This is a genomic window from Pseudomonas sp. TE21394 (genome assembly GCF_054057835.1).
Map to the genome: position 1 here is coordinate 5,049,043 of NZ_JBSRZR010000001.1, position 24,742 is coordinate 5,073,784.

Genomic DNA, 24,742 nt, shown 5'->3' on the forward strand with positions numbered 1-24,742 from the left:
TCCTGGTTGTGCGTTAAGGTGTTGCGAGTTTATCCAGGGCCGTGATTGTCGTCTGCTCCGATCTCACCTCACCTGCCCGGCGATCAAGCCCACGGCCACCGCGATCATCGCTACCCCGGAAACCCGCCCGACCAGCTTCGCCGCCTGTGGCCGGGTGCTCAGTACGGTTTTGGCGCCATAGCCGACCAGGGAATAGATCACCAGCGAACTGCACAGGTGTACCAGCCCCAGCAGCAGGATCTGCACCGGCACCGGCCAGCTCGACTGCGGGTCGGTGAATTGCGGCAGCAAGGCCAGGAACAGCAGGAAAACTTTCGGGTTGAGGCCACTGACGCAGAATCCCTTGACCGCCCAGCGCGACCCCGATTCCCCCGCCCCTCCCTGCCCGGCCGACGGCAATGCCGGGCTCAGCAGCAGGTTGCCGCCCAGCCACAGCAGGTAGCCGCACCCTGCCAGGGTCAGCAAGGTCAGCGCCAGCGGGTGGCCCGCCAGCAGGCTGCCGACGCCGGCCGCCACCAGTAAAGTCGCCAGGAAATGCCCCGACAACATCCCCGCGACCGCAGGCATTACCCAGCGCCCGCGCATGCCCGCCGAAATGGCATAGGCCCAGTCCGCACCGGGGGTCATCACGAACAGCATCGACACGGCCCAGAACGCCGTCAGAACACTGAGAGCCACTTGAATAGTCCTTCTTCCACTGCTTGGGATGAACAAAGACTACGTATTTCGCCGGAGCATTTTCTTTCGTATATTCCTCACCAGCCTCCAATCAATGGAAGATTCTTCTCAATGGACAGGATCGATCGAAAAATCCTTGCCGAGCTGCAAAAATATGGTCGGCTATCGGTGACCGAACTGGCCGACCGCGTCGGGCTCAGCCTGTCGCCCTGCCACCGGCGCTTGAAGGTGCTGGAAGAAAGCGGCGCGATCCTTGGTTATCACGCCCGGTTGGCGCCCAGTGCCCTGGGCCTGAACTTTGCCGCCCTGGTATTCGTGACCCTGCGTGAAGTCACCCGCCAGCCAGTGGCGGACTTTGAAGCAGCCTTGGCCGAGATCCCGCAGATCGTCGAAGCACAACGGCTGTTTGGCGACCCGGATTACCTGCTGCATGTGGTGGCCAGGGACTTGCCTGCATTCCAGAAACTGTACGACGAGCAGCTGACCAGCATTCCCAATGTAAAACGGTTGAGTTCGACCCTGGTGATGAAAGAGGTGATCCAGGATCGCTTGCTGCCGATGTAGCGGTTGGCTTCTGCTGCCGGCTCCCTTTCACCACCTTTATCAGCTGCCCCGCAAAGGCGCACAGCGCACCACCACAGCCCAGCGCAAATCGCCCGCCAGCCGCCCAGCCCGTCTACTCCAGGCGCTCCCGGCCAGTGGCATCCTTCTTGCTGCCGTCACCCGCTTAAGCTTTTGTCAGCCTTAGGTTTTTTAAGGTTTATGGGTACATATTTACTAATTTCTCGTTATCCCCGCGCCCCGCATCATCACTCCAACAAGAACGCGTCGCCCTTCGTCGGCACGCCCCCGGGCAGTTCCCGATGCCCCACCTTGCCTTGGAGTCAGTCATGACCAGTGCAGCCAATTCGGCCCCCCTGATAGAAAAACACACGATCGGCTATGTGCCCCCGCAGGACCGCCATGGAAAGGTAAGGGATCTGTTCACCCTGTGGTTCGGCGGCAACATCGCGCCGCTGCCCATCGTTACCGGCGCATTGGGCGTGCAGCTGTTCCACCTGAACCTGCTGTGGGGCGTCGTCGCCATTCTGGTCGGCCATTTGCTTGGCGGTGTGCTGATGGCACTGCACTCGGCCCAGGGCCCGCAGATGGGCATCCCGCAGATGATCCAGAGCCGTGCCCAGTTCGGCTCGCTCGGCGCGTTGCTGGTGGTGGTGATCGCAGGGGTCATGTACATCGGCTTCTTCGCCTCCAACATCGTCCTCGCCGGCAAGTCGCTGCACGGTGTGGTGGATGCCGTGCCCGTGCCGGTGGGCATCGTGATCGGCGCACTGGGCTCGGGCATCATCGGCATCATCGGCTACCGCTTCATCCATGTGCTCAACCGCATCGGCACCTGGGTACTGGGCATCGGCATCGTGGTCGGCTTCGGCTACATCTTCAGCCATGTGCAAAGTGACGACTTCCTTACCCGCGGCGGCTTCAACCTGGCCGGCTGGCTGGCCACCGTGTCGCTGGCGGCGCTGTGGCAGATCGCCTTCGCCCCGTACGTGTCGGACTATTCGCGCTACCTGCCGGCCGACGTCAAGGTCAGCGCGACGTTCTGGACCACCTACCTGGGCTCCGCGCTGGGTTCGAGCCTGTCGTTCATCTTCGGCGCCGTGGCGGTCCTGGCGCTCCCGGCCGGCATGGACACCATGGACGCCGTCAAGCTGGCCACCGGGACCCTGGGGCCGATCATGCTGGTGCTGTTCCTGCTCAGCGTGATCAGCCACAACGCCCTCAACCTGTATGGTGCGGTACTGTCGATCATCACCCTGGTGCAAACCTTCGCCTACCGCTGGATCCCCACCGCCAACAGCCGTGCAGTGCTGTCACTGGTGGTGCTGAGCGCCTGCTGCGTGGTGGCGGTATTCGCCTCGGCAGACTTCATCGGCCACTTCGTCGACATGGTGCTGGTACTGCTGGTAGTGCTGGTGCCATGGACGGCGATCAACCTGATCGACTTCTACGCCATTCACAAGGGTGACTACGACATCCAGTCGATCTTCCAGGTCGATGGTGGCATCTACGGGCGTTACAACCCGCAGGCGCTGGTTGCCTATGCGGTGGGCATCGTGGTGCAGATCCCGTTCATGAACACGCCACTGTATGTCGGGCCGATTGCCGAGCACATCAACGGCGCAGACTTGTCGTGGCTGGTGGGCCTGGCGATCACTTCGCCGCTTTACTGGTGGCTGGCCAGCCGCGATAGCGCCTACCGTCGTCGCCAGGCCGGTGCCAAGGTAGCCATGGGGCACTGACCTCGTCTGTGCTCGATCAGGCCGGCAAGCCAGTCAGGCGCCTTCGGGCAACAGGCTACGGTCGAACATGAACGCCCGCTCCCCCTGAGGTGTATAGGCATACAACTGCTGCGGTCGCCCCAACCGCGGTTGATTCTTCTCCCCGGTATCCCTCACCCAGCCCAGCTCGCGCAAACGCTCCAGCCGTTTGCGCAGCGAGGTGTTGTTCACCGCTTGGCCCAGGCAGGCTTGCACGGCCCCCAGCGCATCCAGCACGGTGAACTTCTCTGCCAGCAAGTAAAGCGGCAAGCTGCTGTACACCGTCTTCGCGGCAAGGCGCTCGCGGGCGCGGCCGACCAGCAGGTTATGGTCGAACGGCAGCAGCACCTTGCGCTCCAGCACGCTGTCCAGATCGAAGAACGCCAGCTGCTCGCCCTCGACCTGCTGTTGCGGGTCGAGCAGCGCCAGGTAGAAGGTGCTCATCGACCAGCCCCTGGGGTCACGGAAGGCGTTACCTTCGGTACCCACCTGTTCCAGGTAACGCGGCACTACCCGGGCCTTTTCGCGCAGGGCCCGGTCGGCAGCGCCTTCCAGGCTGGTGTCGGGGGTTCTGCCATTGACGATGACCCCGGGCAAGGCCCACTGGCCGGCATGTGGTTCTCGCTCGCGACGGTGCAACAACACTTGCAGATGCTGCGCTTCAGGGGCCATACGCAGGGCGATGATATCGACGCTGGCCAGGACTTCGGTGCTACTCACGGGATGGCTCCGCTCAGGAATGCGCCTATATTCCACCAGAGATGTTAAGTAGCACAAGCAAAAATCTTTGAATAAAAAGCGCTTGACACACTTATAACACCAGGTGAATTATATGACCAACCCAGCAAGGAGAACCGCCATGAAGATCGCCAGCTTCGATGTCGACGCGCAAAATGGCTTCACCGCCAACGCCCCGCAAGAGCTACCTGTGCCCGAAGGTGACGAAATCGTGGCGGATCTGAATGCCATGGCGCTGCGCGCCGACCTGCGACTGGGCAGCAAGGACGCTCATCCAGCCAACGCCGCCTGGGTGGTCGGCGACCACGCCGACATGTTGCAGCCGCTGCAACTGGCGGATGCCGACCTGACCTGGGTCAGCCACTGCGTACCCGGCACCGCAGGTTTCGAACTGCTGCCCGGGCTGCCCGCGCCGATCGATTATGACTACTTCGTCTGGAAAGGCGTCGAGCCCGACCTGCACCCCTACGGTGCCTGTTACCACGACCTGGCCGAGCGCCGCTCCACCGGGGTGATCGAATACCTCAAGGTACACCAGGTGGGCGCGGTGATCGTCGGCGGCCTGGCCCTGGACTACTGTGTCAGGACCACCGCCCGGCAACTGCGCCAGGCCGGCTTCCAGGTGCTGCTGTATCTGCCCGCCTGCCGCGCCCTCACCCAGGCGGGGGCGATCGAGGCGTGTGGCGCGCTGGCCGCCGAGGGCGTGATCCTCTGCGGCGACGAAGCGGCACTCGACCACCAGCTTGCCCGAATCAAGGAAGACCGCCCATGAGCGATAGCGTTTTCGGCCCGCGTATCATCCAGAACCTGCTGGATACCGACTTCTACAAGATCACCATGATGCAGGCAGTGCTGCACAACTACCCCAACGCCGAGGTGGAGTGGGAGTTCCGCTGCCGCAACAACGAGAACCTTGCCCCCTACCTGGCGGAGATCCGCTACCAGGTGGAACAGTTGGCCGAGGTCAGCGTCACCCACGACCAACTCGCCTACCTGGAGAAGATCCCCTTCATCAAGGCGGATTTCATCCGGTTTCTCAGCCTGTTCCGCTTCAACCTGCGCTATGTCCAGGTGTACCTGGATGATGCCGGGCAACTGGCGATCCGCGTGCGTGGGCCATGGCTGCACGTGATTCTCTACGAAATCCCGCTGCTGGCGATCATCAGCGAGGTGCGCAACCGCTACCGCTACCGCGAGGTGGTGATCGAGCAGGTGCGCGAACGCCTGTATCAGAAACTCGACTGGCTGAAAGGCGAAGCCAGCCCAGATGAACTGGCCGGTTTCCAACTCGCCGACTTCGGTACCCGGCGGCGCTTTTCCTACCGGGTGCAGGAAGAGGTGGTACACATCCTCAAGCGCGACTTCCCGGGCCGCTTTGTCGGTACCAGCAATGTGCACCTGGCCCGGGAGTACCAGCTCAAACCGATCGGTACCATGGCCCACGAGTGGTTCATGGCCCACCAGCAGCTCGGTCCGCGGCTGGTCGACAGCCAGGCTGCCGCGCTGGAATGCTGGGTGCGGGAATACCGCGGGTTGCTCGGCATCGCCCTGACCGACTGCATCACCATGGACGCGTTCCTGGGAGATTTCGACCTGTACTTCGCCAAGCTGTTCGATGGCCTGCGGCACGACTCGGGCGATCCGCTGGCCTGGGCGGAAAAAGCCATTGCCCACTACGAAAGGCTGGGGATCGATCCGAAGAGCAAGACGCTGATCTTTTCCGACGGGCTGGATTTTGCCAAGGCGCTGGCGTTGTACCGAGCGCTGCATGAGCGGATCAATGTGAGCTTTGGCATTGGCACTCGGCTAACATGCGATATTCCGGATGTGGAACCGATGAACATCGTGATCAAGATGACCGCCTGCAACGGCGCGCCGGTAGCCAAGATTTCCGACAGCCCGGGCAAGACCCAGTGCCGCGATGAGAACTTCGTGGCTTATCTGAAGCATGTGTTTCAGGTGAGCTGAAGCCGGTGTTGCTAACGCTCCTCTGACTGCCCTGCACACAACTCCAGAAACTGCGCCGCCGCTCGCGATGGCGTGGCTGCATGCGGCACCAGGATGGAAAACCGCCGCACCAGCGCCTGCGGCGCAACCTGCAACCGGCGTAGCGCACCATCTTCGTGCCGGATCGACATCGCCGAGACGAAACCGATGCCCATCCCGGCTCGCACCGCCTCCTTCACCCCTTCCACCCCGGCGATTTCCAGCGCCACGCGCATCGCCACGCCACTGCGGGCAAAAGCCCGCTCGACGATTTGTCGCACTCCCGAGCCGCTTTCGCGCAACACCAGCGGGTAAGCCCCCAGCGCAGCCAGCGTCTGCTGGTCGCTGCCAGCCAGCGGATGTCCACGCGGCACGATGGCCACGATCTCGTCTTGCCGCCACCCCGTCACCGCCGTGCCCAATGGCAGTTCCTGCCCAGGGGGGCCTTCGATCAGGGCGATGTCAACGCTGTCCAGCGCGGCGACGATTTCCGCCGTGTTGCCATGGGAGGTGCTGACCTGCACCTGCGGATAGCGGGCATGGAAATCGGCAATCAGGTACGGCAGCAGGTAGCTGGCCGGCGTGGTACTGGCGCCGATGCGCAGGGTCCCACGCTCCAGCCCGCGCATCGCCTCGCGCAGCGCCTGGGCCTGGCGGAAGGTTTCGCGCAGCCGCTCGGCATAGGCCAGCAACTGCTCACCGGCCGCGGTCAGCCGCACGCCGCGGCCAGCGCGTTGGTAGAGGGGCTCGCCAAAAGTCTCCTGCAGCAGTTTTAGCTGGCCTGACACCGCCGGTTGCGACAGGTGCAGGGCCTGGGCCGCATGGCTGATGTTTCCATGCTCGGCGACGGTGGCGAATGTTATCAGCTGTTCCGGGGTCATTAGTCAAAAATATCAGGTTCACGGATATTTGCCATTTCAAATTACGATTTTTTATAAGCTTATAACCGGATTAACGTAAGCCATCTCGAAACACCCTCCCGGAGGACTCACATGGCCACGGTAACGTCCAACCCCGCTATTGCACCCACCCTCTCCACCCGCGGGCGGCTCAATGGCATTCTGTTCGTCGCGTTGTTCGCGTTTGCGGTCACTCAACTGGCCGCCCTGCCTGCCATCGCCAGCCTGGGTATCAGCCCGCTGATTGTCGGTATCGTCGCCGGTGCGCTTTACGCCAACGCACTGCGCGACGGTGTGCCCGCAAGCTGGGCGGCAGGCATCAACTTTTCCGCGCGCGGCCTGTTGCGCATTGCCGTTGCCTGTTTCGGCCTGCGGGTCAGCCTGCAGGAAATCGCCGAAGTCGGCTGGGCGGGGCTCATCGTGTCATTGCTGGTGGTAGCCAGCACCCTGCTGATCGGCCTGTGGTGTGGCATGAAGGTGTTCAAGCTGGACCGCGACAGTGCCTTGCTGACCGCTGCCGGCAGCGCCATATGCGGCGCGGCTGCGGTACTGGCGTTCGAATCGGCCCTGCGCAGCGCCCCGCACAAGAGTGCAATGGCGGTCGGTAGCGTGGTGCTGTTCGGCACCCTGTCGATGTTCCTCTACCCGTTGGCAATCAACGCCGGCTGGCTACAGCTGGATACCCTGGGCGCTGGCCTGTTCCTCGGCGGCACCCTTCACGAGGTGGCGCAGGTGGTTGGCGCGGCCAGCAATGTCAGCGCCGATGCCACGCATATCGCCACGATCGTCAAGATGACCCGGGTGATGCTGCTGGTGCCGGTGCTGCTGTTGGCAGGGTTGTGGATCAGCCGTACACGCCAGCCGGGCCAGGCACAGGGCAACGGGCGCATTGCCATGCCCTGGTTCGCCTTCGGCTTCCTTGCACTGGTGCTGGTCAATTCCTCCCAGTTGCTGCCGGGCGGCGTGACACAGGCCATCAACAGCCTGGATACCTTTGCCCTGACCATGGCCATGACCGCGCTGGGCATGGAAACACGCTTCAGCCAGATCCGCCAGGCCGGGCCGCGGGCACTGGCCACCGGAGCGATCCTGAACCTGTGGCTGATCGGGGGTGGGCTGGCAATCACCCTCGGCGTACAGAAGTTGCTGGGATGAGGTGAGCGCTGTTTTACCGGCGAAGTAGCCAACCAGGTCTCAAGCTTTTTTGGTATTCCCCTCGTTGCCGCTCCAATTTCTCGGTATGGTGTTGTCAAAGAAGGATGTTTTACCCGCACAGGAAAGACTTAGATGCCCCAACGCCATGTCATCAATGCATCCGTCAGCCCCAAAGGCAGCCTGGAGACGCTGTCACAACGTGAAGTGCAGCAGCTGAGTGAAGTCGGTACCGGAAGCCTTTACACCCTGTTTCGCCAGTGCGCCCTGGCCATCCTCAACACCGGCGCCCATGTCGACAATGCCAAGACCATCCTCGAGGCCTACCAGGACTTCGAAGTATGTATCCACCAACAGGACCGTGGCGTGCGCCTGGAGTTGCTGAATGCCCCAGCCGACGCCTTCGTCGATGGCGAGATGATCGCCAGCACCCGTGAAATGCTGTTCAGCGCCCTGCGCGACATCGTCTACACCGAAAGCGAGCTGGCCAGCCAGCGCATCGACCTGGAAAGCTCCCAGGGCATCACCGACTACGTGTTCCACCTGCTGCGCAACGCCCGCACCCTGCGCCCGGGCGTGGAGCCGAAGATGGTAGTGTGCTGGGGCGGCCATTCGATCAGCAGCGAAGAATACCAGTACACCAAGAAGGTCGGCCACGAACTGGGCCTGCGCAAACTGGACGTTTGCACCGGCTGCGGCCCGGGCGTGATGAAGGGCCCGATGAAAGGCGCAACCATTGCCCACGCCAAGCAGCGCATGCACGGCAGCCGCTACCTGGGCCTTACCGAGCCAGGGATCATTGCCGCCGAGGCACCCAACCCGATCGTCAACGAACTGGTGATCCTGCCGGACATCGAGAAGCGCCTGGAAGCCTTTGTCCGTGTCGGCCACGGCATCATCATCTTCCCGGGCGGCGCCGGTACGGCCGAGGAATTCCTCTACCTACTGGGTATCCTCATGCACCCGGACAACCAGGACCTGCCGTTCCCGGTGGTGCTCACCGGCCCGCGCAGTGCCGAGCCGTACCTGCAACAATTGCACGCCTTCGTCGGCGCCACGCTTGGTGAAGCGGCACATCGCCTGTACCAGATCATCATCGACGACCCGGCAGAAGTGGCCCGACACATGGTCGAGGGGCTCAAGGAGGTCAAACAGTTCCGCCGTGAGCGCAACGATGCGTTCCATTTCAACTGGCTGCTGAAGATCGAAGAAAGCTTCCAGCGCCCGTTCGACCCAACTCACCAGGCCATGGCTGACCTGGACCTGCGGCGCGAACTGCCTGCGCATGAACTGGCCGCCAACCTGCGCCGGGCGTTCTCCGGCATAGTTGCAGGCAACGTCAAGGACAAGGGCATCCGCCTGATCGAGGAACACGGGCCGTATCAGATCCGTGGCGACAGCGCCGTGCTGGACCCACTCGGCCGGCTGTTGCAGGCGTTCGTCGACCAGCACCGGATGAAGCTGCCCGGCGGCGCGGCGTACGTACCGTGCTACCAGGTAGTGACCTGACCCCGGCGCCGGGTTTCTTCGCAGCGTCGTTGCGGCCCAGGCTGAAGGCCTTGTGCCAGGCCTTCAGCCGAGGTCGCCCAGTGGCCTTTTGACAAAACGTATACTGTCCCGTCCACTGCGCTTTGACTGGTACAACGCCACATCCCCCTGCTCGATCAGCGCCGCCAGGCTTGCCGGCGGCTGATCGAACAGATTGACACCAATGCTCAGCGTGACGGGCTGCGGCGTGGGTGCCGTGTTGCCGGCAAACTGCTGGAACTGCTCACGCAGCAATCCGCCCAGTTCCAGCACGCGCTCGCTGCTCGTGCCCCACAGCAGGATGACAAATTCATCGCCGCCCAGGCGTGCGGCCAGCGAGCGCTCGGGCAGCAGCGTGCGGATCATCTCGGCCAGAGCAACCAGCAAGCGGTCACCTGCCACGTGCCCGTGCAGGTCATTGACCAGTTTGAAATTGTCGATGTCGATCAGCAGCAAGGCACCGGGCTGCGCCGGGCTCACACCCTTGAAGAAATGCCCCGCACGCACCTCCAGGGCACGCCGGTTATACAGCGCAGTCAATGGGTCGCGCGCGGCCAGCCGGGCGATCCGCTCCTCGCGCCGGTAGCGCACCGTGCCGGTCATCGACAAGGCGATCAGCATGATCGCCATCGTCCCCTCCACCAGGGAAACCTGGATGATCAGCCCGCCGAAGGTGGCCAGGTCGATCAGCGTACCCGGGGTGATCGCGATGATCGCCTTGGCCAGGTAGAACAGCCCGTGCACCAGCAATACATAGCGCAACTGCACCGCGCCAACACTCAGCGACCGGCCATGCGGGCGCAACAACAGGCTGGCCTTGAGCGTCAGCAGTGCCACCAGCAACGAGTTGGCCATCAACATCACTTTCGACCACTGTGGCCCCACGGGCAACAGCAGCAAGGCGAACCACAGCGGGACCAGCAGCAACCAGCGAGGTGACAGGCGCACCTGGGTGAAGCGCAACACGCCCATCAGGAACAGCCCGTGCGCCACCACCAGCAAGCCATTGGCGAACCAGATGCCGATCAGCAGCAAACCGATGCCGCGCAGCAAGGCCAGGGTCGAACCAACCGCGATGGTGGCAAAGCCTGCGCTCCAGAACAGCAGCGGCGGCTCGCGGACACTGCGCCATTCGATCGCCAGGTACAACGCTGCAGCAGCGGCCAGGGCGATCGAGATAGTCAGCATTGTGGGTGGATCAAGCGCCATGGAGGGTTTGCCCTGTCTGGTTAACGAGGAAGGACGCGATTGTATGCGCTGTCACTGATTCTACAGAGCGCATACGTGCAAATGTTCCGCTGACCGTTTGCACAATTGATCACGCCTCGCCACGCAAACAGCCCCAGCCACGCCCTACCCCACAAACGTAGCCTGACACGTGCCGTGCGGCACACTACACTCGGCCTATCCATCAGGAGGGATCGACGTGCCCATTGCCGCAAGCGAGCACCAGCCCCAGCCGAGCCGACGTGGAGCGGTTATCTGGCTGACCGGCCTGTCCGGTGCAGGCAAATCAACCCTGGCCACAGCCCTGGCCTGCAGCCTGAATGCGCTGGGACACGCCAGCTATGTGCTTGATGGCGATGCACTGCGCGCCGGCCTGAACGCCGACCTTGGCTTTTCCCCCGCCGACCGTCATGAAAACATTCGCCGTACCGGCGAGGTGGCCGCATTGTTCGCCGATGCCGGCCTGATCTGCATCGCCGCGCTCATTTCCCCCTATCGCGCCGATCGCGCCGCCGCGCGCAAGGCGTGCAAAACGGGGTTTCATGAGGTGCATGTCAGCGCCGACCTGGCAACCTGCGAGGCACGTGACCCCAAGGGCCTGTATCGACGGGCAAGGGCTGGTGAACTGCGGGGGTTCACCGGCATCGATGCACCTTATGAGACACCGCTGCACGCCGAGCTGGTGCTGGACACTGCCGGCGTCGCAGCAGAAATGGCGCAACAACAGCTGCTGCGCTATGTGCAGGCGCATGTTCTGCATCAGGCAGTCGCGCAGGTGCCGGGGCAGCAGGTCGCCCCGGCCGGCTCGGTAACGTGGCTCAGGTCCCCGGTGTGATGTCCCCTTGCTGCCAGCGCGCCTCGCTGCTGCTCAGGGCTTGGGCAATGTCGGCAAGCTCGCCGGACGGCAGGGTCGCCGGCAGCGGGTCCAGCCCGGCACTGGCGAACAGTTGCCCATAACTGTTACGTAACTCGGCATAGGCCAGGTCGCGCCGCAGGTCAGCCTGCAAGGCGTTCAGCTCGCCCTGGATCAGTTCCAGCTCGCCAATGCCTTCGGCCTGATGGCGGTTGCGCAGCTGCTCGACGATCTGCTGGTCGAGAAGCACCAGCTGCTGGCTGGTGACGAATTGCCGGCGGGCCTCGCTGAAGTTGGCATTGGCCACGTACAGCTGGGCCAGGATGGCCATCGACATCGCCTGGCGGCGCGCCTCGACCACCTGCTCGCCAGCCTTGGCGACATCGATCGAAGCAGGGCCAGACAGCACGTTGAACAGGTTCCAGGTGACTTTCACGCCATAGTCGGCCCAGTGCTGGTTGGTCAGGAAGCTGTTACTGTCGTAATGGCCTCCTGCGGAGAATTCCAGCCCCGGCAGCATGCGCAGCATCGATTTGCGCACCTCGGCGGCGCTGATGCGCGCCTGGTAGTCCTGCTCGCGCAGTTCCGGGCGCGATGCCAAGGCCTGCTGTTCCAGGCTGTCCAGGCCCACCTTCAGTTCGGGCACAGCATAATCGGTGTTCTCCGCCAGGCTCAGTTCACTGCCCGGCGGCAGATTGATCAACGCGCCCAGTTCGGTCTTGGCCAACGACAAGGCCCGGCGCTGCTCTTCCAGCTGGCGCGTCGCCTCGATCAGCGAACGCTGGTAGGTCAGCGCCTGGATCGGGTCACCAATACGCTGGTCGCCCATGCGCTGGCTGTTATCGCGAGCCTGCTCGACGCGCACCATCAAGGTGTCGATCTGCTTGAGCAGGCGCTCGGCGGCCACTGCCCGCCAGTAGGCCGAACGCACGTCCTGGATGATGGTCTGCACCACCTTGCGGCGGCGCTCCTGCACGATCAGGCGCTGGTCGCCCTGCTGCTTGGCACTGACATAGCTGACGCCGAAATCCAGCACGTTCCAGACCATGGTCAGGTCGGCCACGTCTCGGTCGCGGTCCTGGGAAGTCGAGGGTTCCAGGGATTGGGTATTGGTCAGCACGCTGCGGCTGCTGGAAGCGCTGACGTTGCTGCGCCCGGCATAGCCCGCGGAGGCAGCCATACGGGGCAGCATGTCGAACGTGGCCAGGTCCACCTGACGCTGGGCCAGGGCTTCTTCCATGACCTTCAGGCGAGCCTCCAGGTTGTACTTGACTGCCCGCGCCATCGCCTGGTGCAGTGTCAGCGGGCCTTGCAACGCCTCCTGGCCCTTGAACATGCTGGCCAGATCCTGCCGTGCCCGCTGCTCGCTGACGCTGCGCTCGATCGGCTGGGTCTTGACGGCACAACCGGTCACCGTCAATGCCAACAGGCTCACCGCAAATATCCTTGACGCTTTACTCATCCCTTCCGCCCCCTTTGGCACGGCAAATTGCTTGTTTTTCTGGTCTGTCGGCCCTCACGGCCAACGCTCACGCCTGAGGTGCAGCTGCCTCGATCTGTTCCAGCGCCTGGGCCAGCTTGCTGACCTGGCGCTGCTCACCGTCCTTGAAGGCCTGCAGTTGCTGGCCAAGGGTCGGTGCCCCGGACAGGCCCCTGCCTGCCCCCGCATCGGCACCCTGGCGCCACGGTTTACCCCCGTTCAGCTCGTACTGGCCGCCGTCATCCGGCAGCGTCTTGTCGAAGATATTGGCCAGGCTGCTGGCCCCGAACACATTGGCATCGCCGCCGCCGAAGCCGAGGAAGCCTGCGCCCGAACCATCGCCAATGGCATGGTGCTGCCCCACGAAAACCTGGGCCAGGTAGCTCGGCGCCAAGGCACCATTGCGAATGAAGATATCGCCAACGGTCGGCAAGCCACCGCCCGGGCTCGGCACCTCGAACAATGGTTGTGGTACCAGTGGCGACTGGAACGGCGGCAGCGGCGCTGCAAGCGGCGCGAGCACCGCTGCAGTCGGCCCGGGAAGGCCCGGTTTTGCAGGCGGATAGGCGCGGTACTCCGGGTCGCCATCGCTGGACGGCAATGCCTGGCCCTGGCCGCTGAAACCGCCCACCACGGCATTCCCGGCAATGTCACTGATGCCGGTGCCAGCGGCTTTCAGCGCCAGTGCCAGCGTGCCGCTGCCCGCCACTGCAGCGACATTGACCTGCCAGGCGTGGCCATCGATACGCACCAGCGATTGCAAGGTACCCGTGGCATTGCCGGTCGTTACCAGTTCGAAATCAGCCAGGTCGACACCCCTGACCTCCTCGCTGAAGGTGACCGTGAACGCTTGGCTGCCGGGCGTGGAAACCGGAACCGGGACGATCGACTCGACGCTTGGCAGACGCGTGTCGACAGTCACTCCGGCGCTGTCCCCCACTGCATTGAGCCCCGGGTTCAGCGCATTGCCGAGCGCATCGTGCAGGGTCGCACCATTGGCCGAAAGGCCCAGTACCTGCACGCCATCGGCATCGTTGTCGCCGGCCTGGATGCGGTACTGGAACACCAGCGTGGTGGTCGCCGATCCGGCGACGAAATCGGCAAACACCGTACGCCCACCAATGTCCAGCGCCAGCTGTGGAACGCCATCGACAATGACCGCTTCGCTGGTATTGACCACGAAGGTCAGGACATCACCCGCGTTGTAGGCGACCCCGGCCGGCACGCCGACACTGCTTACCGTGGGCGCGTCGCGATCGATGCTGTAGGCCGCGCCCACCAGGCCGCCACCGAGCAGGTTGCCGGCGACGTCGCCGATGCCGGTACCGTTGGCCTTGAGGTTCAGCCCCAAGGTGCCGGTGCCGCTCACGCCACTGACGGTGATTTCGTAGACACCATCGCCGAGCTGGCGCAGGGCGCTCAGCGTGCCGTTGGCCGAACCACTGCTGACCAGGCTGAAGTCGCTCAGCTTCACGCCATTGACGCGCTCGCTGAAGCTCACAGTAAAGCGCACGCTCTGGGCGTTGCTGGGCGACGTGTCGAGGGTGACGATGGCAAGCGCGGTCGGTGCCTGGGTGTCGACCAGCACCTGGTGCATATCGGCAATGTTGTTCAAAGTAAGGTTCATGGCATTGCCAAGTGCATCGTTCAAGCTCGCACCGTTGGCCGCCAGGCCCGTCACGCTGATGCCGTCGCTGTCGTTGTCGCCGGCCTGGACGATGTACTGGAACACCAGGGTCGCCGTGCCTGCGCCGGCTACCAGCTCGGCATATGCCGCACGCCCGCCCACATCCAGCAGCAACCGTGGCGAGCCATTGACTTCCACGGCTTCACTGGCATTGACCACGAACACCAGAGCATCTCCGGCATTGTAGGTCACACCGCCAACCGGACCGCCGACGCTGGTTACGCTCGGGGCGCGGGTATCGACGAGATAGGCGTTGGATTGCGCCGGGCTGTCGCCGTGATTGCCTTGGCCGTCGGTAACCGAGCTGACGTCCAGGTGGACGCGGTTGCCGTTGCTCTGGCTGCCGGTGGTTGGCGTCAAGGTGGCCGTCCAGGTGATACCACCATCGCTGCTTGCCAGGTTACTCAGCACGCCGTTATCGGCCTGGAGCTGGGCCAGGGACAGTCCGGTTACCGCTTCATTGAAGGTGATGGTCACCAGGCTGGTCTGGCCGATACTCAGCTGGCTATCGGCAACCACGATGCTGGCCGTCGGGCGCTGGGTGTCGATGGCATAGTTGTTGGAGTCGGTGGTGCCGACCCCGGCATTGCCGGAGGCGCCAACCACACCGCTGTTATCCAGGCTGATCAGGTTGCTGGCGTCCTCGACGTTGGCGGTTGGGGTGAAGGTCGCCGTCCAGGTGACACCGCCATCGATACTGCTCACGGCACTCAAGGTGCCATTGCTCACGCTCAGGTCGCTGTTGTCGAAGCCGCTCACCGCCTCGCTGAACGTGATGGTCACCAGGCTCGACTCGCCAGCACGCAGGGCGCTATCGGCCACCACGATGGTGGCGCTGGGCAGCACGGTATTGACCGTGTAGTTGGCCGACTGGGTGGTGCCAGTGCCCACGTTGCCGGCCAGGTCGGCGATGCCGCTGTTGTTCAGGCTGATGACGTTGCTGGCGTCCTGCACGGCCAGCGCCGGGGTGAAGGTCGCGGTCCAGGTGATGCCGCCATCGCTGCTGGCCAGGTTGGCCAGGGTGCCGTTCTGGGCGCTGAGGTCGGCCAGGTCGAGGCCGTTCACCGCTTCGCTGAAAGTGATGGTGACCTGGGTCGTCTCGCCGGCACGCAGCGCGCTGTCGGCCAGCACGATGGTCGCCGTCGGGCGCTGGCTGTCGATGCTGTAGTTGTTCGAGGCCGTGCTGCCGCTGCCGGCGTTGCCCGCAGCGTCGGCCACGTCGCTGTTGTCCATGGTGATGAGGTTGCTGGTATCGGTAATACCGCTGCCCGGCGTCAGGGTCGCGGTCCAGGTGACGCCGCCATCGGCGCTGCTCAGCCCGCTGAGGGTGCCGTTGGCCACCGTCAGGTCGGCTGCGCTGAAGCCACTCACCGCCTCGCTGAAGGTGATGGTCACCAGGCTGGTCTGGCCGATACCCAGCTGGCTATCGGCAACCACGATGCTGGCCGTCGGGCGCTGGGTGTCGATGGCATAGTTGTTGGAGTCAGTGGTGCCGACCCCGGCATTGCCGGAGGCGCCGACCACGCCGCTGTTATCCAGGCTGATCAGGTTGCTGGCGTCCTCGACGTTGGCGGTTGGGGTGAAGGTCGCCGTCCAGGTGACACCGCCATCGATACTGCTCACGGCACTCAAGGTGCCATTGCTCACGCTCAGGTCGCTGTTGTCGAAGCCGCTCACCGCCTCGCTGAACGTGATGGTCACCAGGCTCGACTCGCCAGCACGCAGGGCGCTATCGGCCACCACGATGGTGGCGCTGGGCAGCACGGTATTGACCGTGTAGTTGGCCGACTGGGTGGTGCCAGTGCCCACGTTGCCGGCCAGGTCGGCGATGCCGCTGTTGTTCAGGCTGATGACGTTGCTGGCGTCCTGCACGGCCAGCGCCGGGGTGAAGGTCGCGGTCCAGGTGATGCCGCCATCGCTGCTGGCCAGGTTGGCCAGGGTGCCGTTCTGGGCGCTGAGGTCGGCCAGGTCGAGGCCGTTCACCGCTTCGCTGAAAGTGATGGTGACCTGGGTCGTCTCGCCGGCACGCAGCGCGCTGTCGGCCAGCACGATGGTCGCCGTCGGGCGCTGGCTGTCGATGCTGTAGTTGTTCGAGGCCGTGCTGCCGCTGCCGGCGTTGCCCGCTGCGTCGGCCACGCCGCTGTTGTCCAGGGTGATGAGGTTGCTGGTATCGGTTATACCGCTGCCCGGCGTCAGGGTCGCGGTCCAGGTGACGCCGCCATCGGCGCTGCTCAGCCCGCTGAGGGTGCCGTTGGCCACCGTCAGGTCGGCTGCGCTGAAGCCACTCACCGCCTCGCTGAAGGTGATGGTCACCAGGCTGGTCTGGCCGCTACTCAGCTGGCTATCGGCAACCACGATGCTGGCCGTCGGGCGCTGGGTGTCGATGGCATAGTTGTTGGAGTCGGTGGTGCCGACCCCGGCATTGCCGGAGCTGGCGCCTACCACACCGCTATTGTCCAGGGTGATGAGGTTGCTCGCGTCCTCGACATTGCTGGTCGGGGTGAGTGTCGCCGTCCAGGTAATGCCGCCGTCGCTGCTGCTCACTGCACTCAATGTGCCGTTGCTCACGCTGAGGTCGCTGTTGTCGAAACCAGTCACTGCTTCGCTGAAAGTAATGACGACCAGCGTGGTCTCGCCCACGCTCAGCGCATTGTCGGCTACCACGACAGTGGCGGTGGGGGCCACGGTGTTGACGATGTAGTTGGCTGACTGAGTGCTGCCAAGCCCCGCGTTGCCGGCCAGGTCGGCGACACCGGTATTGTCCAGGGTGATGAGGTTGCTGGTGTCGCTGATACCGCTGGCAGGCGTCAGGGTGGCGGTCCAGGTGACGCCGCCATCGACGCTGCTCAGCCCGCCAAGGGTGCCATTGGCCACCGTCAGGTCGGCGGTGCTCAAGCCGGTCACCGCTTCATTGAAAGTGATGGTGACCGTGGTGGTCTCGCCGACCGTGAGGGTGGTGTCGGCGACCGTAATCACAGCAGTCGGGCGCTGGGTGTCGATGGCGTAGTTGTTCGAGTCTGTCGTGCCGCTGCCGACATTGCCCGCCACGTCGATTACCCCGGTATTGTCGAGCGTGATGAGGTTGCTGGCATCACTGACGTTGCTGCTTGGGGTCAGGGTCGCGGTCCAGGTAACACCACCGTCGGCGCTGGCGAGACCGCTCAGGCTAGCGTTGGCCACGCTCAGGTCGGCAACGGTAAAACCACTTACCGCCTCGCTGAAGGTGATGGTCACGGTAGTGGTCTGGCCAATGCGCAGGGCGCTGTCAGCTACCACGATGGTCGCGGTCGGGCGCTGGGTGTCGATGGCGTAGTTGTTGGAACTGGTGGTGCCGCTGCCGCTATTGCCAGCCACGTCGGTCACCCCGGTGTTATCCAGGGTGATCAGGTTGCTGGTATCGCTGACGCTGCTGTCCGGCGTCAGGGTCGCGGTCCAGGTGATGCCGCCGTCCGCGCTGGCTAGCCCGCTCAACGCGCCGTTGGCCACGCTGAGGTCGGCAAGGGTAAAACCGCTTACCGCCTCGCTGAAGGTGATGGTCACCGTGGTGGTCTCGCCGATGCGCAGGGCGCTGTCAGCCACCACGATGGTCGCGGTCGGACGCTGGGTGTCGACGGCGTAGTTGTTGGAACTGGTGGTGCCGCTGCCACTATTGCCAGCCACGTCGGTCACCCCGGTGTTATCCAGGGTGATCAGGTTGCTGGTGTCGCTGACGTTGCTGCCCGGGGTAAGGGTGGCGGTCCAGGTGATACCACCATCGGCGCTGGAGAGGCCGCTCAGGCTACCGTTGGCCACGCTCAGGTCGGCAACGGTAAAACCGCTTACTGCCTCGCTGAAGGTAATGGTGACCAGCGACGTCTCGCCAGCCCGCAAGGCGCTGTCGGCTACCACGATGGTGGCGGTCGGGCGCAAGGTATCGATGGCATAGTTGTTTGAATCGGTGGTGCCGCTGCCGGCATTGCCGGCAAGGTCACTGACCCCTGTGTTGTCCAGGGTGATCAGGTTACTGGCATCACTGACATTGCTGCTCGGCGTCAGGATCGCGGTCCAGGTGATACCACCGTCGGAGCTGGCGAGCCCGCTCAGGCTGCCGTTGGCCACGCTCAGGTCGGCGAGGGTCAAGCCGCTCACCGCCTCGCTGAAGGCGATGGTCACAGTGGCCGTGTCGCCAATTTTCAAGGCCGTGTCGCTGATGCTGATGGTGGCGGTCGGGGCAATGGTTTCCTGGATCGCCACTTGCACCGAAGCTGCAGCGGACGTGCCACCGTCACCGTCATTGAGGGTGATGCTCAGGGTCCGGCTGGCCTGGGCGATGGCGTTGCCGGCATTGCTGTTTTCGTAGGTGAGGTTGCGCACCAGCGCCTGTACCGCCGCCGCATTGGCATTGGCGTTGAACGTGACCACCAGGTTGGCCCCACCGCTGCCGCCAGACAGGCTGCCGATGGCGACCCCGCCATAGCTTACCGTGCTGCCACTGACACCGATCTGCCCGGCGCCAGTGCCCTGGTTGCGCAGCCCGAGCAGATCCTCGCTGGCCACGCCATTGGCGCTGATCGCCACGCTCAGGTTGCCACCGGCGAAGTCGGCCGAATCGCTGTCGCTGACGGTGGCATTGCCGCCGCTGTCGATCAGCACCGCGCCGCTGCCCTGGGTGAAGGTGACGCCGTCACCATTTAGGTTGCCGATCACCGGCACGCTGTTGAGTGGCTGCACCACCACCGAGGCGGTGCGGCTGGTACTGCCCATGTCATCGTTGACGCTGACCGCCACGCTACGGGTACCGCTGGTGTAGGCCACGGCAGCGTTGCCATAGGCCACCGCGGCTAGCACTGCGCGGTATTGCGCCAGGGTGGCGACACCGCTCAGCGTCAGCACGGTGCTGCCCGACCCGCTGACAGTGATGCCGAAGCTGGCTGCGCTGGCAATCTGCCCGGCAGTCAGCGACAGGGTTTCGTTGCCGGCATCCAGCACCCCGCTCAGGGTCAGGGTAGCGCCGCTGACCTGGGTGTCGCCATCGGTCTGGGTGAGGCTGAGGTTGGGTACGATCGCCACCGGCGCGCCGGTAAAGTTCACCGTGCTGTCGTTACCGCCGTTGGTGGCGTCCAGGTCGACCACGGGCGGGGCGGCATACAGCACCTCATAGGCACCGATGTCCACCCCTGCGCCACGCGGCCGGACAAAGCCGCGCAGGTCGGTGAGCGTGGCACCGGCAGCTGTGCCCTGGTCGATGGCATTGCTGGCGGTCGAGGCCAGCCGGTAGTCGCCACCTGCAGCATTGGCAAAGTCGACCGAAACGCCGATCAGGTTGGTGGTGCTGGTATAGCCACCACCGGTGCCGTTGTTGGTGGCTGCATCCAGCGCGACGCCATTGACGGTATTGCCGGTGAGGATGCTGTTCTGCACCGTCACTGTGCCAGCGCTGCCCGACGCCCAGCCAAGACCGGCCGAGCTGATCGTGCCGGTGCTGGTGCTGAAGGTGTTGTTGACGATGGTGCTGTTGACGATGCTCACCGAGCCGCCGGTATTGTTCAGCACGATCACTGCACCGGCGGCGACGACGCCAGTGGCACCGTATTCGCCGATGTTGTCGTAGATCGCCACGTTTTCCAGCACGTGGTTGTTGGCCCCACCCAGACGCACCAGCGACGACATGGCCGTAGCGTTGGCGATACTGCCATCGTTGTCGTGAATGGCCGTGTTGCGCACGATCACCGTGGAACCCACCGTGGTCGCCGAGTTGATCACGGCACCGGCGTTGTCCTGGAAATTCGAGTCCTCGACGGTGATCGAGCCCGAATTGGCCCGGATTGCACCGCCGGTCAAGTTACCGGAGAAATGGCGGAAGTCCAGATTGCGTACGGTCAACACACCGCCGCTGTTGCTCTGCAGGCCAGATGATTCGACTGAATCGCGCAAGCCATTGTTGTTGACATCGCCGCTGAGGATGATATCGCCCTGGCCGTCACCATCGACGTCGCCGTTGACGGTGATATTGCTGGTGACCAACAGCGCTGAAGCCGTGGACCAGTGTATGGTCTGCCCTTTCAGCGACTGGTGGAAGACAATGATATCGCTGCCGCTGCCAGCGCTGGAGCCATCCACCGAAGCATCCGTATTGGCCGCCTGGATAGCCTCGGCCAGCGACACCTTGCCGTTGAGCGCCGTGGAAGATGCATCGGTGTCGGTAACGGTAATGGTCGCCAGCGAGGTGGTGAATGCCGACAGGTCCCCGCGCTGCACGCCCGTGGCTGTCGCCAGCACCCCGGAGACGGTTTCCAGTTGCCAGTCCTCGCCGACGCGATTGCCGGTGGCATTCGCCGAAGCGCCGACGTCGGCGCCGGTGAACCGCGCCACCTGGTCAACGAACAGCTGGCCATCGCTGCCCGCGCCGGTGTTACAGGCGAAGAAACGAATATCGCCACCGTCCGTCAGGCTGGCACCGATACGCGCCAGGTCGCTGGCATGACTCGCCAGCTGGTTGCTCCACACGGCATTGCCGGCCAGGTAGACGTAGCCGCTGTCACCGTGGCTGATGATATCGATGCTGGCCACGTCGCTACGGCCATCGAGGTAATCGGCAATCTGCCTGAAACCATCCTTGCCGTTCTCCAGCACCACCACCTCGACGCCAGCAGGAAGGCCGGCAATCAGCTTCTGGTAGTCACTGACGGCGGAGTCGACGAACACCACTTCGTGGCTGCCCGCCGCAGTGGTTGCCGGCGCCGTGGCAGGGGCGGCATCGTGTGCCGCCTCAGTGTCCTGGTTACTGTTCGCATCGCTGGCCACGGTTGGGCCCTTGGCCGTTGCAGCTGCCACGGCCTGTGCGCCCTGGTCGGCGACCACGGCTACCGAGGCGTCAAACATCATGCGCGGTTCCAGCGCCTGGATGAGGCTCGGACGGTTTACGGAAACGGTGGGTTGTGCGTGCGTACGGTTGCGTTTCCAGAAAGCCATGTCGACCTCATTCAGCCTTGCGGCTGGTTGTACCTGTCGTTGTGCCGGTGCAGCGGCGCTGCTTGTAATCGAACGCGAAGCATCGCAGGGCCTCAAACAGCCCCGCGATGCCGCCCTGTCCTGGATCAGTTACGGGACGGGAAGATGCCTTCCAGGGCGATGATGAAGTTCATGCCCAGGTATGGCGCTTGTACCGGAACAGGTATCGAACTGCCGCCCGCCACTACGTTCACTGGCGGAATGTTGGCATCGAACGGCTTCAGGGTGGTGCTGGCGGCGGCATCGGAGTAGATGCTCGCTGCCGCTCCCGAACCGGTGGTGTCGTAAGGTGTGGCCAGCACGCTGGAGGTGGTGGGCTCACCGAGGTTGGCATCGGTGACCACCGCCGGGATGGCGACACTGGCTTTGCTGGCAGGGATCGCCACTGTGATGGGCGGCAGGTTCTGCGGCAGCAAGCTGACCTGGTTGACCCCGGCCATTTCGCCCTGGTCGACAGTCGGCAGCCCCGGCCCGGTACCTACGCCAACGGGCATGCGGCCACGCAGGTCAGGCAGGCCGAAGGTGGTCTGGCCGTTGCCGCCGTAGGTGGTGCCCAGGATGGCGAACAGTGCGCTGTTCTGCGCGATGCTCAACAACTGCCCTTGGCACTGTGCCCAGCCACGCGGCGCGAAATTGCCTGCGAACATCCTGATCTCGCCGAGAAATGGCTCACTCATTTTCCGATCTCCAATGACTACGCTATAGAGCGGGCCACACAGCCCCGCGGAATACGACGCGCATCGTCAGGCAAGCCTGTCGACGTGAAAAACTGCAGGCGCCGACCGGCGCATCTCCAGGTACAGGCCGTTGTCGCCAACCACTTCGAAACCGTTGCGCTGGTACAGGCGCAGTGCCGGGTTGTGCAAGGTCACGTGCAGGCCGACGCTGAGGCCCTGTCGATCGGCCTGCGCCAACCACTGGCGGATCAGCCCGGAACCGATGCCCCGGCCACGCCAGGCAGGCATCAAGGCTGTATCGATGATTTGCAGGTGGCTGTCGGTCCACAGCAGGTAGGCGCGGCCGATCGCTTCACCCGCGGTTTCGATGATCGAGAAAGCAGCGTCGGCAAAGTGACGCTGAAAATGGGCGTGCTGGGCCTGGAACTGTTGGTCGAGAAACGTCTCGATGGCGGCCTGGTCCCATGGCAGCATGGCCATTTCGCCAGCCCGGGTGGTGCCGTAGAGGGTACGCAGGAATGCCTGGTCGACATCAGTGATGGGGCGCAGGTGCACTTCGGTACTGGCCATGGTGTCGCTTCCTTGCAATAGTCAACCCCTTGGTGAGAGGCGCGCATCCTGTGGATTGCCCTGCTTATCGGAAACAGCGTAGCCGAACACCACGGCAAATAGCCACCATTGCGGCAGGGTCGCCATGCACTTTTATCAAACAGTTGTTCGAGGACTTATCACGCCTGCCGCCGCGCCGGGCTCAAGCGCAGGCTTTCCAGGGCGTTGTACGGTTCCAAGGCCCATCGGCGCACACCCTCGCGCACCGCTTCGCTGGCTTCCTGGCGTTTACGCTGGCTGTCGGCGCTGAAGTTCATCGCCGGTTGCTTGGCATCGAAGGCTGCCACCTCGCGCAAGGTCTGTTCAACGCCGGGTGCCAGCCCGAGCAGCGGGCCAAGCCGACCCCAGGTCGCATCGGGCAACTCGTTGTAGTTGAGCGCGATACCGCCATGCTGGCGGCACAACGCCAGCCCTGCGCTGAGGATTTCGCCGACCATCCTGCAGGTGTATTCCACCACGCCCATGACCCCGTCCTGTGGCAACAGCACATCGAAAGCCGACGGCCCGAGCAGGCCCGGGACCCGTTGCATGCCCGCCTGACGCAACTGCGAGACGACAATCTCCAGCGGGTCGCGGTACAGGAACAGCCGTGGCACTTGAGGGTACAGCGCCGTCAGCACGGGCGCCTCGAACACGTTCCAGGCATCAAGCTTGACCAGCAACTGACGCTCATCGCCCCGGCGGCGCTGGCCGTAGGCGGACAATAACGCTTGCAGCGCCGCGTCCTGCCAGGCTGCGGCATTGGCATCCTGCAGCGGCGCGCGCAACAGGCTGTCCAGCGGGGGTGGCTCGGACAGCACTATATTGTGCGCCTGGCTGGCCAACAACTGTGCCACCAGGGTCGAGCCACAGCGCGAGGCGTGGAACAGCAAGGCCGCTGGAGCCAGGCCCGGGCTACGTGCATGCCAGTCAAGCAGCGCCTGGATATCGCTGTCGCGACGCAGCGCCTGGTTGAACGGCAGGCGCAGGGCCAGGTCCACTTCGTCACGGAAAAACGGCTTGCTCAGGTGACGCTCACCGAACCAGCACCAGTCCACCCGCCAGTCGCCGTCCCTGCGCCACAGGCGGATGGGCAGCCAACCGTGGAAATCAACCGTGGAATTCAGGCTCGCCATTGCTCGCTCCATGCTTGCCGGCCCCGGCGCATGGCGCTGAGCACTTCGGCTTCGGAAAACACCAGCCCCATAGCTGCGCCCAGGCTGATGGCCTCGGCCACGAAGGCCTGGGGTTGCTGATGGGCCTGCAGGCGAGCAGCCAGGGCGAGGTCCTGCGCCACCTGCTGGCGAAACTCTTCAAACGCCTGCCCCGCCCTGCCCAGGCACAGGTTCGGGGTCTGTCCACGGCCACTTTCGATCAGGCTCAGCAGCCACGGGTCAGGCAGGCAATCGAGCACCAGGTGAATCCGCTCACCTGGTCCCCGGTTGTCGACCCGGTGTGGTCGCGACAGGTCGATGAACCAGCACTCGCCTGGGCGCATGGGCACCTGCAGGTCATCGACCAGAAATTCCACGCCGGCCGGGCTGAGCAACGGGATATGCAAGCGCAGGCAGCCGCCCGGCCGGCCGAGGTCCGGGTCACGGTGCTCATGGATGCGCGCGCCGGCCCCCAGGCGCAGCAGGCGGGCAGCGCGTAGCGAGCTGGCAAACGGCGCGAGCAGGGCCTGCCAGGCCGCTTCTTCCTGCCACCAGGCCAACCGCAGCGCAGCGCCCTGGCCGGGAGCAAGCGGCACAACGGCGTCGGCGGCAGTCACCAGGGCTACGCCGCTCCAGTCGCCTTGGTGGTAGCCGCTGTTGAAATGAGGCTGCCAGGCATCGCTGGCTACCCGTTGCAATGCCGTCAGCACTGCCGGCAGGTCGATGGCCAGGTCGAGGCGAGCGCAGCGTGGCAAAAGCAGTTCGGGCATGGGCACTCCTTCAGC

The 24,742-nt window shown here is 64.1% G+C and carries 17 protein-coding genes; 7 read left to right on the plus strand and 10 right to left on the minus strand.

Annotated features, from left to right (window positions below):
• Nucleotides 1-63: 63 nt before the first annotated feature.
• On the minus strand, nt 64-678 hold the full coding sequence (locus tag ACVWZT_RS23155; RefSeq protein ID WP_457471635.1) for a LysE family translocator: 615 nt from the start codon (nt 676-678) through the stop codon (nt 64-66).
• Nucleotides 679-789: 111 nt separating this feature from the next.
• Between ACVWZT_RS23155 and ACVWZT_RS23160 the strand changes: the two genes are divergently transcribed.
• The gene (locus ACVWZT_RS23160) at nt 790-1,242 is read left to right on the plus strand and encodes an Lrp/AsnC family transcriptional regulator (RefSeq protein ID WP_457471637.1); all 453 of its coding nucleotides are present in this window, start codon (nt 790-792) and stop codon (nt 1,240-1,242) included.
• Nucleotides 1,243-1,568: 326 nt separating this feature from the next.
• Nucleotides 1,569-2,981: a purine-cytosine permease family protein gene (locus ACVWZT_RS23165; protein WP_296231962.1), complete on the plus strand. Its 1,413-nt coding sequence runs from the start codon at nt 1,569-1,571 to the stop codon at nt 2,979-2,981.
• A 33-nt stretch (nt 2,982-3,014) separates the two neighbouring features.
• Here the strand turns inward: ACVWZT_RS23165 and ACVWZT_RS23170 are convergent, their stop codons facing one another.
• Nucleotides 3,015-3,719: an NrtR DNA-binding winged helix domain-containing protein gene (locus ACVWZT_RS23170; protein WP_296231961.1), complete on the minus strand. Its 705-nt coding sequence runs from the start codon at nt 3,717-3,719 to the stop codon at nt 3,015-3,017.
• Nucleotides 3,720-3,858: 139 nt separating this feature from the next.
• Here ACVWZT_RS23170 and ACVWZT_RS23175 point away from each other — a divergent pair, with 139 nt between their 5' ends.
• Together ACVWZT_RS23175 and pncB are read left to right on the plus strand one after the other, a co-directional pair.
• Nucleotides 3,859-4,509, plus strand: coding sequence for an isochorismatase family protein (locus ACVWZT_RS23175; RefSeq protein ID WP_457471639.1), 651 nt, complete (start codon nt 3,859-3,861; stop codon nt 4,507-4,509).
• Nucleotides 4,506-5,705 (plus strand): nicotinate phosphoribosyltransferase, encoded by a 1,200-nt coding sequence (gene pncB, locus ACVWZT_RS23180; RefSeq protein WP_457471641.1) that lies wholly within the window; start codon nt 4,506-4,508, stop codon nt 5,703-5,705. Before ACVWZT_RS23175 ends, pncB begins: the two co-directional genes overlap by 4 nt.
• An 11-nt stretch (nt 5,706-5,716) precedes the next feature.
• Here the strand turns inward: pncB and ACVWZT_RS23185 are convergent, their stop codons facing one another.
• Nucleotides 5,717-6,604 (minus strand): LysR family transcriptional regulator, encoded by an 888-nt coding sequence (locus tag ACVWZT_RS23185; protein ID WP_296231956.1) that lies wholly within the window; start codon nt 6,602-6,604, stop codon nt 5,717-5,719.
• Nucleotides 6,605-6,715: 111 nt separating this feature from the next.
• On the opposite strand from ACVWZT_RS23185, the gene ACVWZT_RS23190 reads away from it, so the two are divergent.
• Together ACVWZT_RS23190 and ppnN are read left to right on the plus strand one after the other, a co-directional pair.
• The gene (locus ACVWZT_RS23190) at nt 6,716-7,777 is read left to right on the plus strand and encodes a YeiH family protein (RefSeq protein WP_296231955.1); all 1,062 of its coding nucleotides are present in this window, start codon (nt 6,716-6,718) and stop codon (nt 7,775-7,777) included.
• Nucleotides 7,778-7,909: 132 nt separating this feature from the next.
• Nucleotides 7,910-9,283, plus strand: coding sequence for a nucleotide 5'-monophosphate nucleosidase PpnN (gene ppnN, locus ACVWZT_RS23195; protein WP_457471642.1), 1,374 nt, complete (start codon nt 7,910-7,912; stop codon nt 9,281-9,283).
• A 63-nt stretch (nt 9,284-9,346) separates the two neighbouring features.
• On the opposite strand, the gene ACVWZT_RS23200 is transcribed toward ppnN, so the two are convergent.
• Entirely contained in the window at nt 9,347-10,510 is a 1,164-nt protein-coding gene (locus tag ACVWZT_RS23200; RefSeq protein WP_457471644.1) for a GGDEF domain-containing protein, read from the minus strand.
• A gap of 217 nt (nt 10,511-10,727) precedes the next feature.
• Here ACVWZT_RS23200 and cysC point away from each other — a divergent pair, with 217 nt between their 5' ends.
• Nucleotides 10,728-11,363, plus strand: coding sequence for an adenylyl-sulfate kinase (gene cysC / locus ACVWZT_RS23205; protein WP_457471646.1), 636 nt, complete (start codon nt 10,728-10,730; stop codon nt 11,361-11,363).
• Here cysC and ACVWZT_RS23210 read toward each other — a convergent pair.
• From ACVWZT_RS23210 to ACVWZT_RS23235, 6 genes are all read right to left on the minus strand, one after another.
• Nucleotides 11,347-12,843: a TolC family protein gene (locus tag ACVWZT_RS23210; protein ID WP_296231952.1), complete on the minus strand. Its 1,497-nt coding sequence runs from the start codon at nt 12,841-12,843 to the stop codon at nt 11,347-11,349. The two genes, cysC and ACVWZT_RS23210, sit on opposite strands and share 17 nt — an antisense overlap.
• Before the next feature lie 67 nt (nt 12,844-12,910).
• Nucleotides 12,911-21,499 carry an Ig-like domain-containing protein gene (locus tag ACVWZT_RS23215; protein ID WP_457471648.1) on the minus strand — a complete coding sequence of 2,863 codons (8,589 nt, stop codon included), beginning with the start codon at nt 21,497-21,499 and terminating at the stop codon, nt 12,911-12,913.
• A 125-nt stretch (nt 21,500-21,624) separates the two neighbouring features.
• Nucleotides 21,625-22,215: a phage tail protein gene (locus ACVWZT_RS23220; RefSeq protein ID WP_296231124.1), complete on the minus strand. Its 591-nt coding sequence runs from the start codon at nt 22,213-22,215 to the stop codon at nt 21,625-21,627.
• 66 nt (nt 22,216-22,281) lie between these two features.
• Nucleotides 22,282-22,785, minus strand: coding sequence for a GNAT family N-acetyltransferase (locus ACVWZT_RS23225; RefSeq protein WP_296231126.1), 504 nt, complete (start codon nt 22,783-22,785; stop codon nt 22,282-22,284).
• 158 nt (nt 22,786-22,943) lie between these two features.
• Nucleotides 22,944-23,939 (minus strand): sulfotransferase family protein, encoded by a 996-nt coding sequence (locus ACVWZT_RS23230; RefSeq protein WP_457471650.1) that lies wholly within the window; start codon nt 23,937-23,939, stop codon nt 22,944-22,946.
• Nucleotides 23,927-24,727, minus strand: a complete 801-nt coding sequence (locus ACVWZT_RS23235) for an aspartyl/asparaginyl beta-hydroxylase domain-containing protein (protein ID WP_457471652.1) — start codon at nt 24,725-24,727, stop codon at nt 23,927-23,929. The genes ACVWZT_RS23230 and ACVWZT_RS23235 overlap by 13 nt, the downstream gene beginning before the upstream one ends.
• Between the last annotated feature and the right edge of the window lie 15 nt (nt 24,728-24,742).

Bases quoted from the DNA above. Each gene is read 5' to 3' on its own strand.
- ACVWZT_RS23160 (WP_457471637.1), top strand. From the start codon at position 790: ATGGACAGGATCGATCGAAAAATCCTTGCCGAGCTGCAAAAATATGGT.
- ACVWZT_RS23165 (WP_296231962.1), top strand. From the start codon at position 1,569: ATGACCAGTGCAGCCAATTCGGCCCCCCTGATAGAAAAACACACGATC.
- ACVWZT_RS23175 (WP_457471639.1), top strand. From the start codon at position 3,859: ATGAAGATCGCCAGCTTCGATGTCGACGCGCAAAATGGCTTCACCGCC.
- pncB (WP_457471641.1), top strand. From the start codon at position 4,506: ATGAGCGATAGCGTTTTCGGCCCGCGTATCATCCAGAACCTGCTGGAT.
- ACVWZT_RS23185 (WP_296231956.1), bottom strand. From the start codon at position 6,604: ATGACCCCGGAACAGCTGATAACATTCGCCACCGTCGCCGAGCATGGA.
- ACVWZT_RS23190 (WP_296231955.1), top strand. From the start codon at position 6,716: ATGGCCACGGTAACGTCCAACCCCGCTATTGCACCCACCCTCTCCACC.
- ppnN (WP_457471642.1), top strand. From the start codon at position 7,910: ATGCCCCAACGCCATGTCATCAATGCATCCGTCAGCCCCAAAGGCAGC.
- ACVWZT_RS23200 (WP_457471644.1), bottom strand. From the start codon at position 10,510: ATGGCGCTTGATCCACCCACAATGCTGACTATCTCGATCGCCCTGGCC.
- ACVWZT_RS23210 (WP_296231952.1), bottom strand. From the start codon at position 12,843: ATGAGTAAAGCGTCAAGGATATTTGCGGTGAGCCTGTTGGCATTGACG.
- ACVWZT_RS23215 (WP_457471648.1), bottom strand. From the start codon at position 21,499: ATGGCTTTCTGGAAACGCAACCGTACGCACGCACAACCCACCGTTTCC.
- ACVWZT_RS23220 (WP_296231124.1), bottom strand. From the start codon at position 22,215: ATGAGTGAGCCATTTCTCGGCGAGATCAGGATGTTCGCAGGCAATTTC.
- ACVWZT_RS23225 (WP_296231126.1), bottom strand. From the start codon at position 22,785: ATGGCCAGTACCGAAGTGCACCTGCGCCCCATCACTGATGTCGACCAG.
- ACVWZT_RS23230 (WP_457471650.1), bottom strand. From the start codon at position 23,939: ATGGCGAGCCTGAATTCCACGGTTGATTTCCACGGTTGGCTGCCCATC.
- ACVWZT_RS23235 (WP_457471652.1), bottom strand. From the start codon at position 24,727: ATGCCCGAACTGCTTTTGCCACGCTGCGCTCGCCTCGACCTGGCCATC.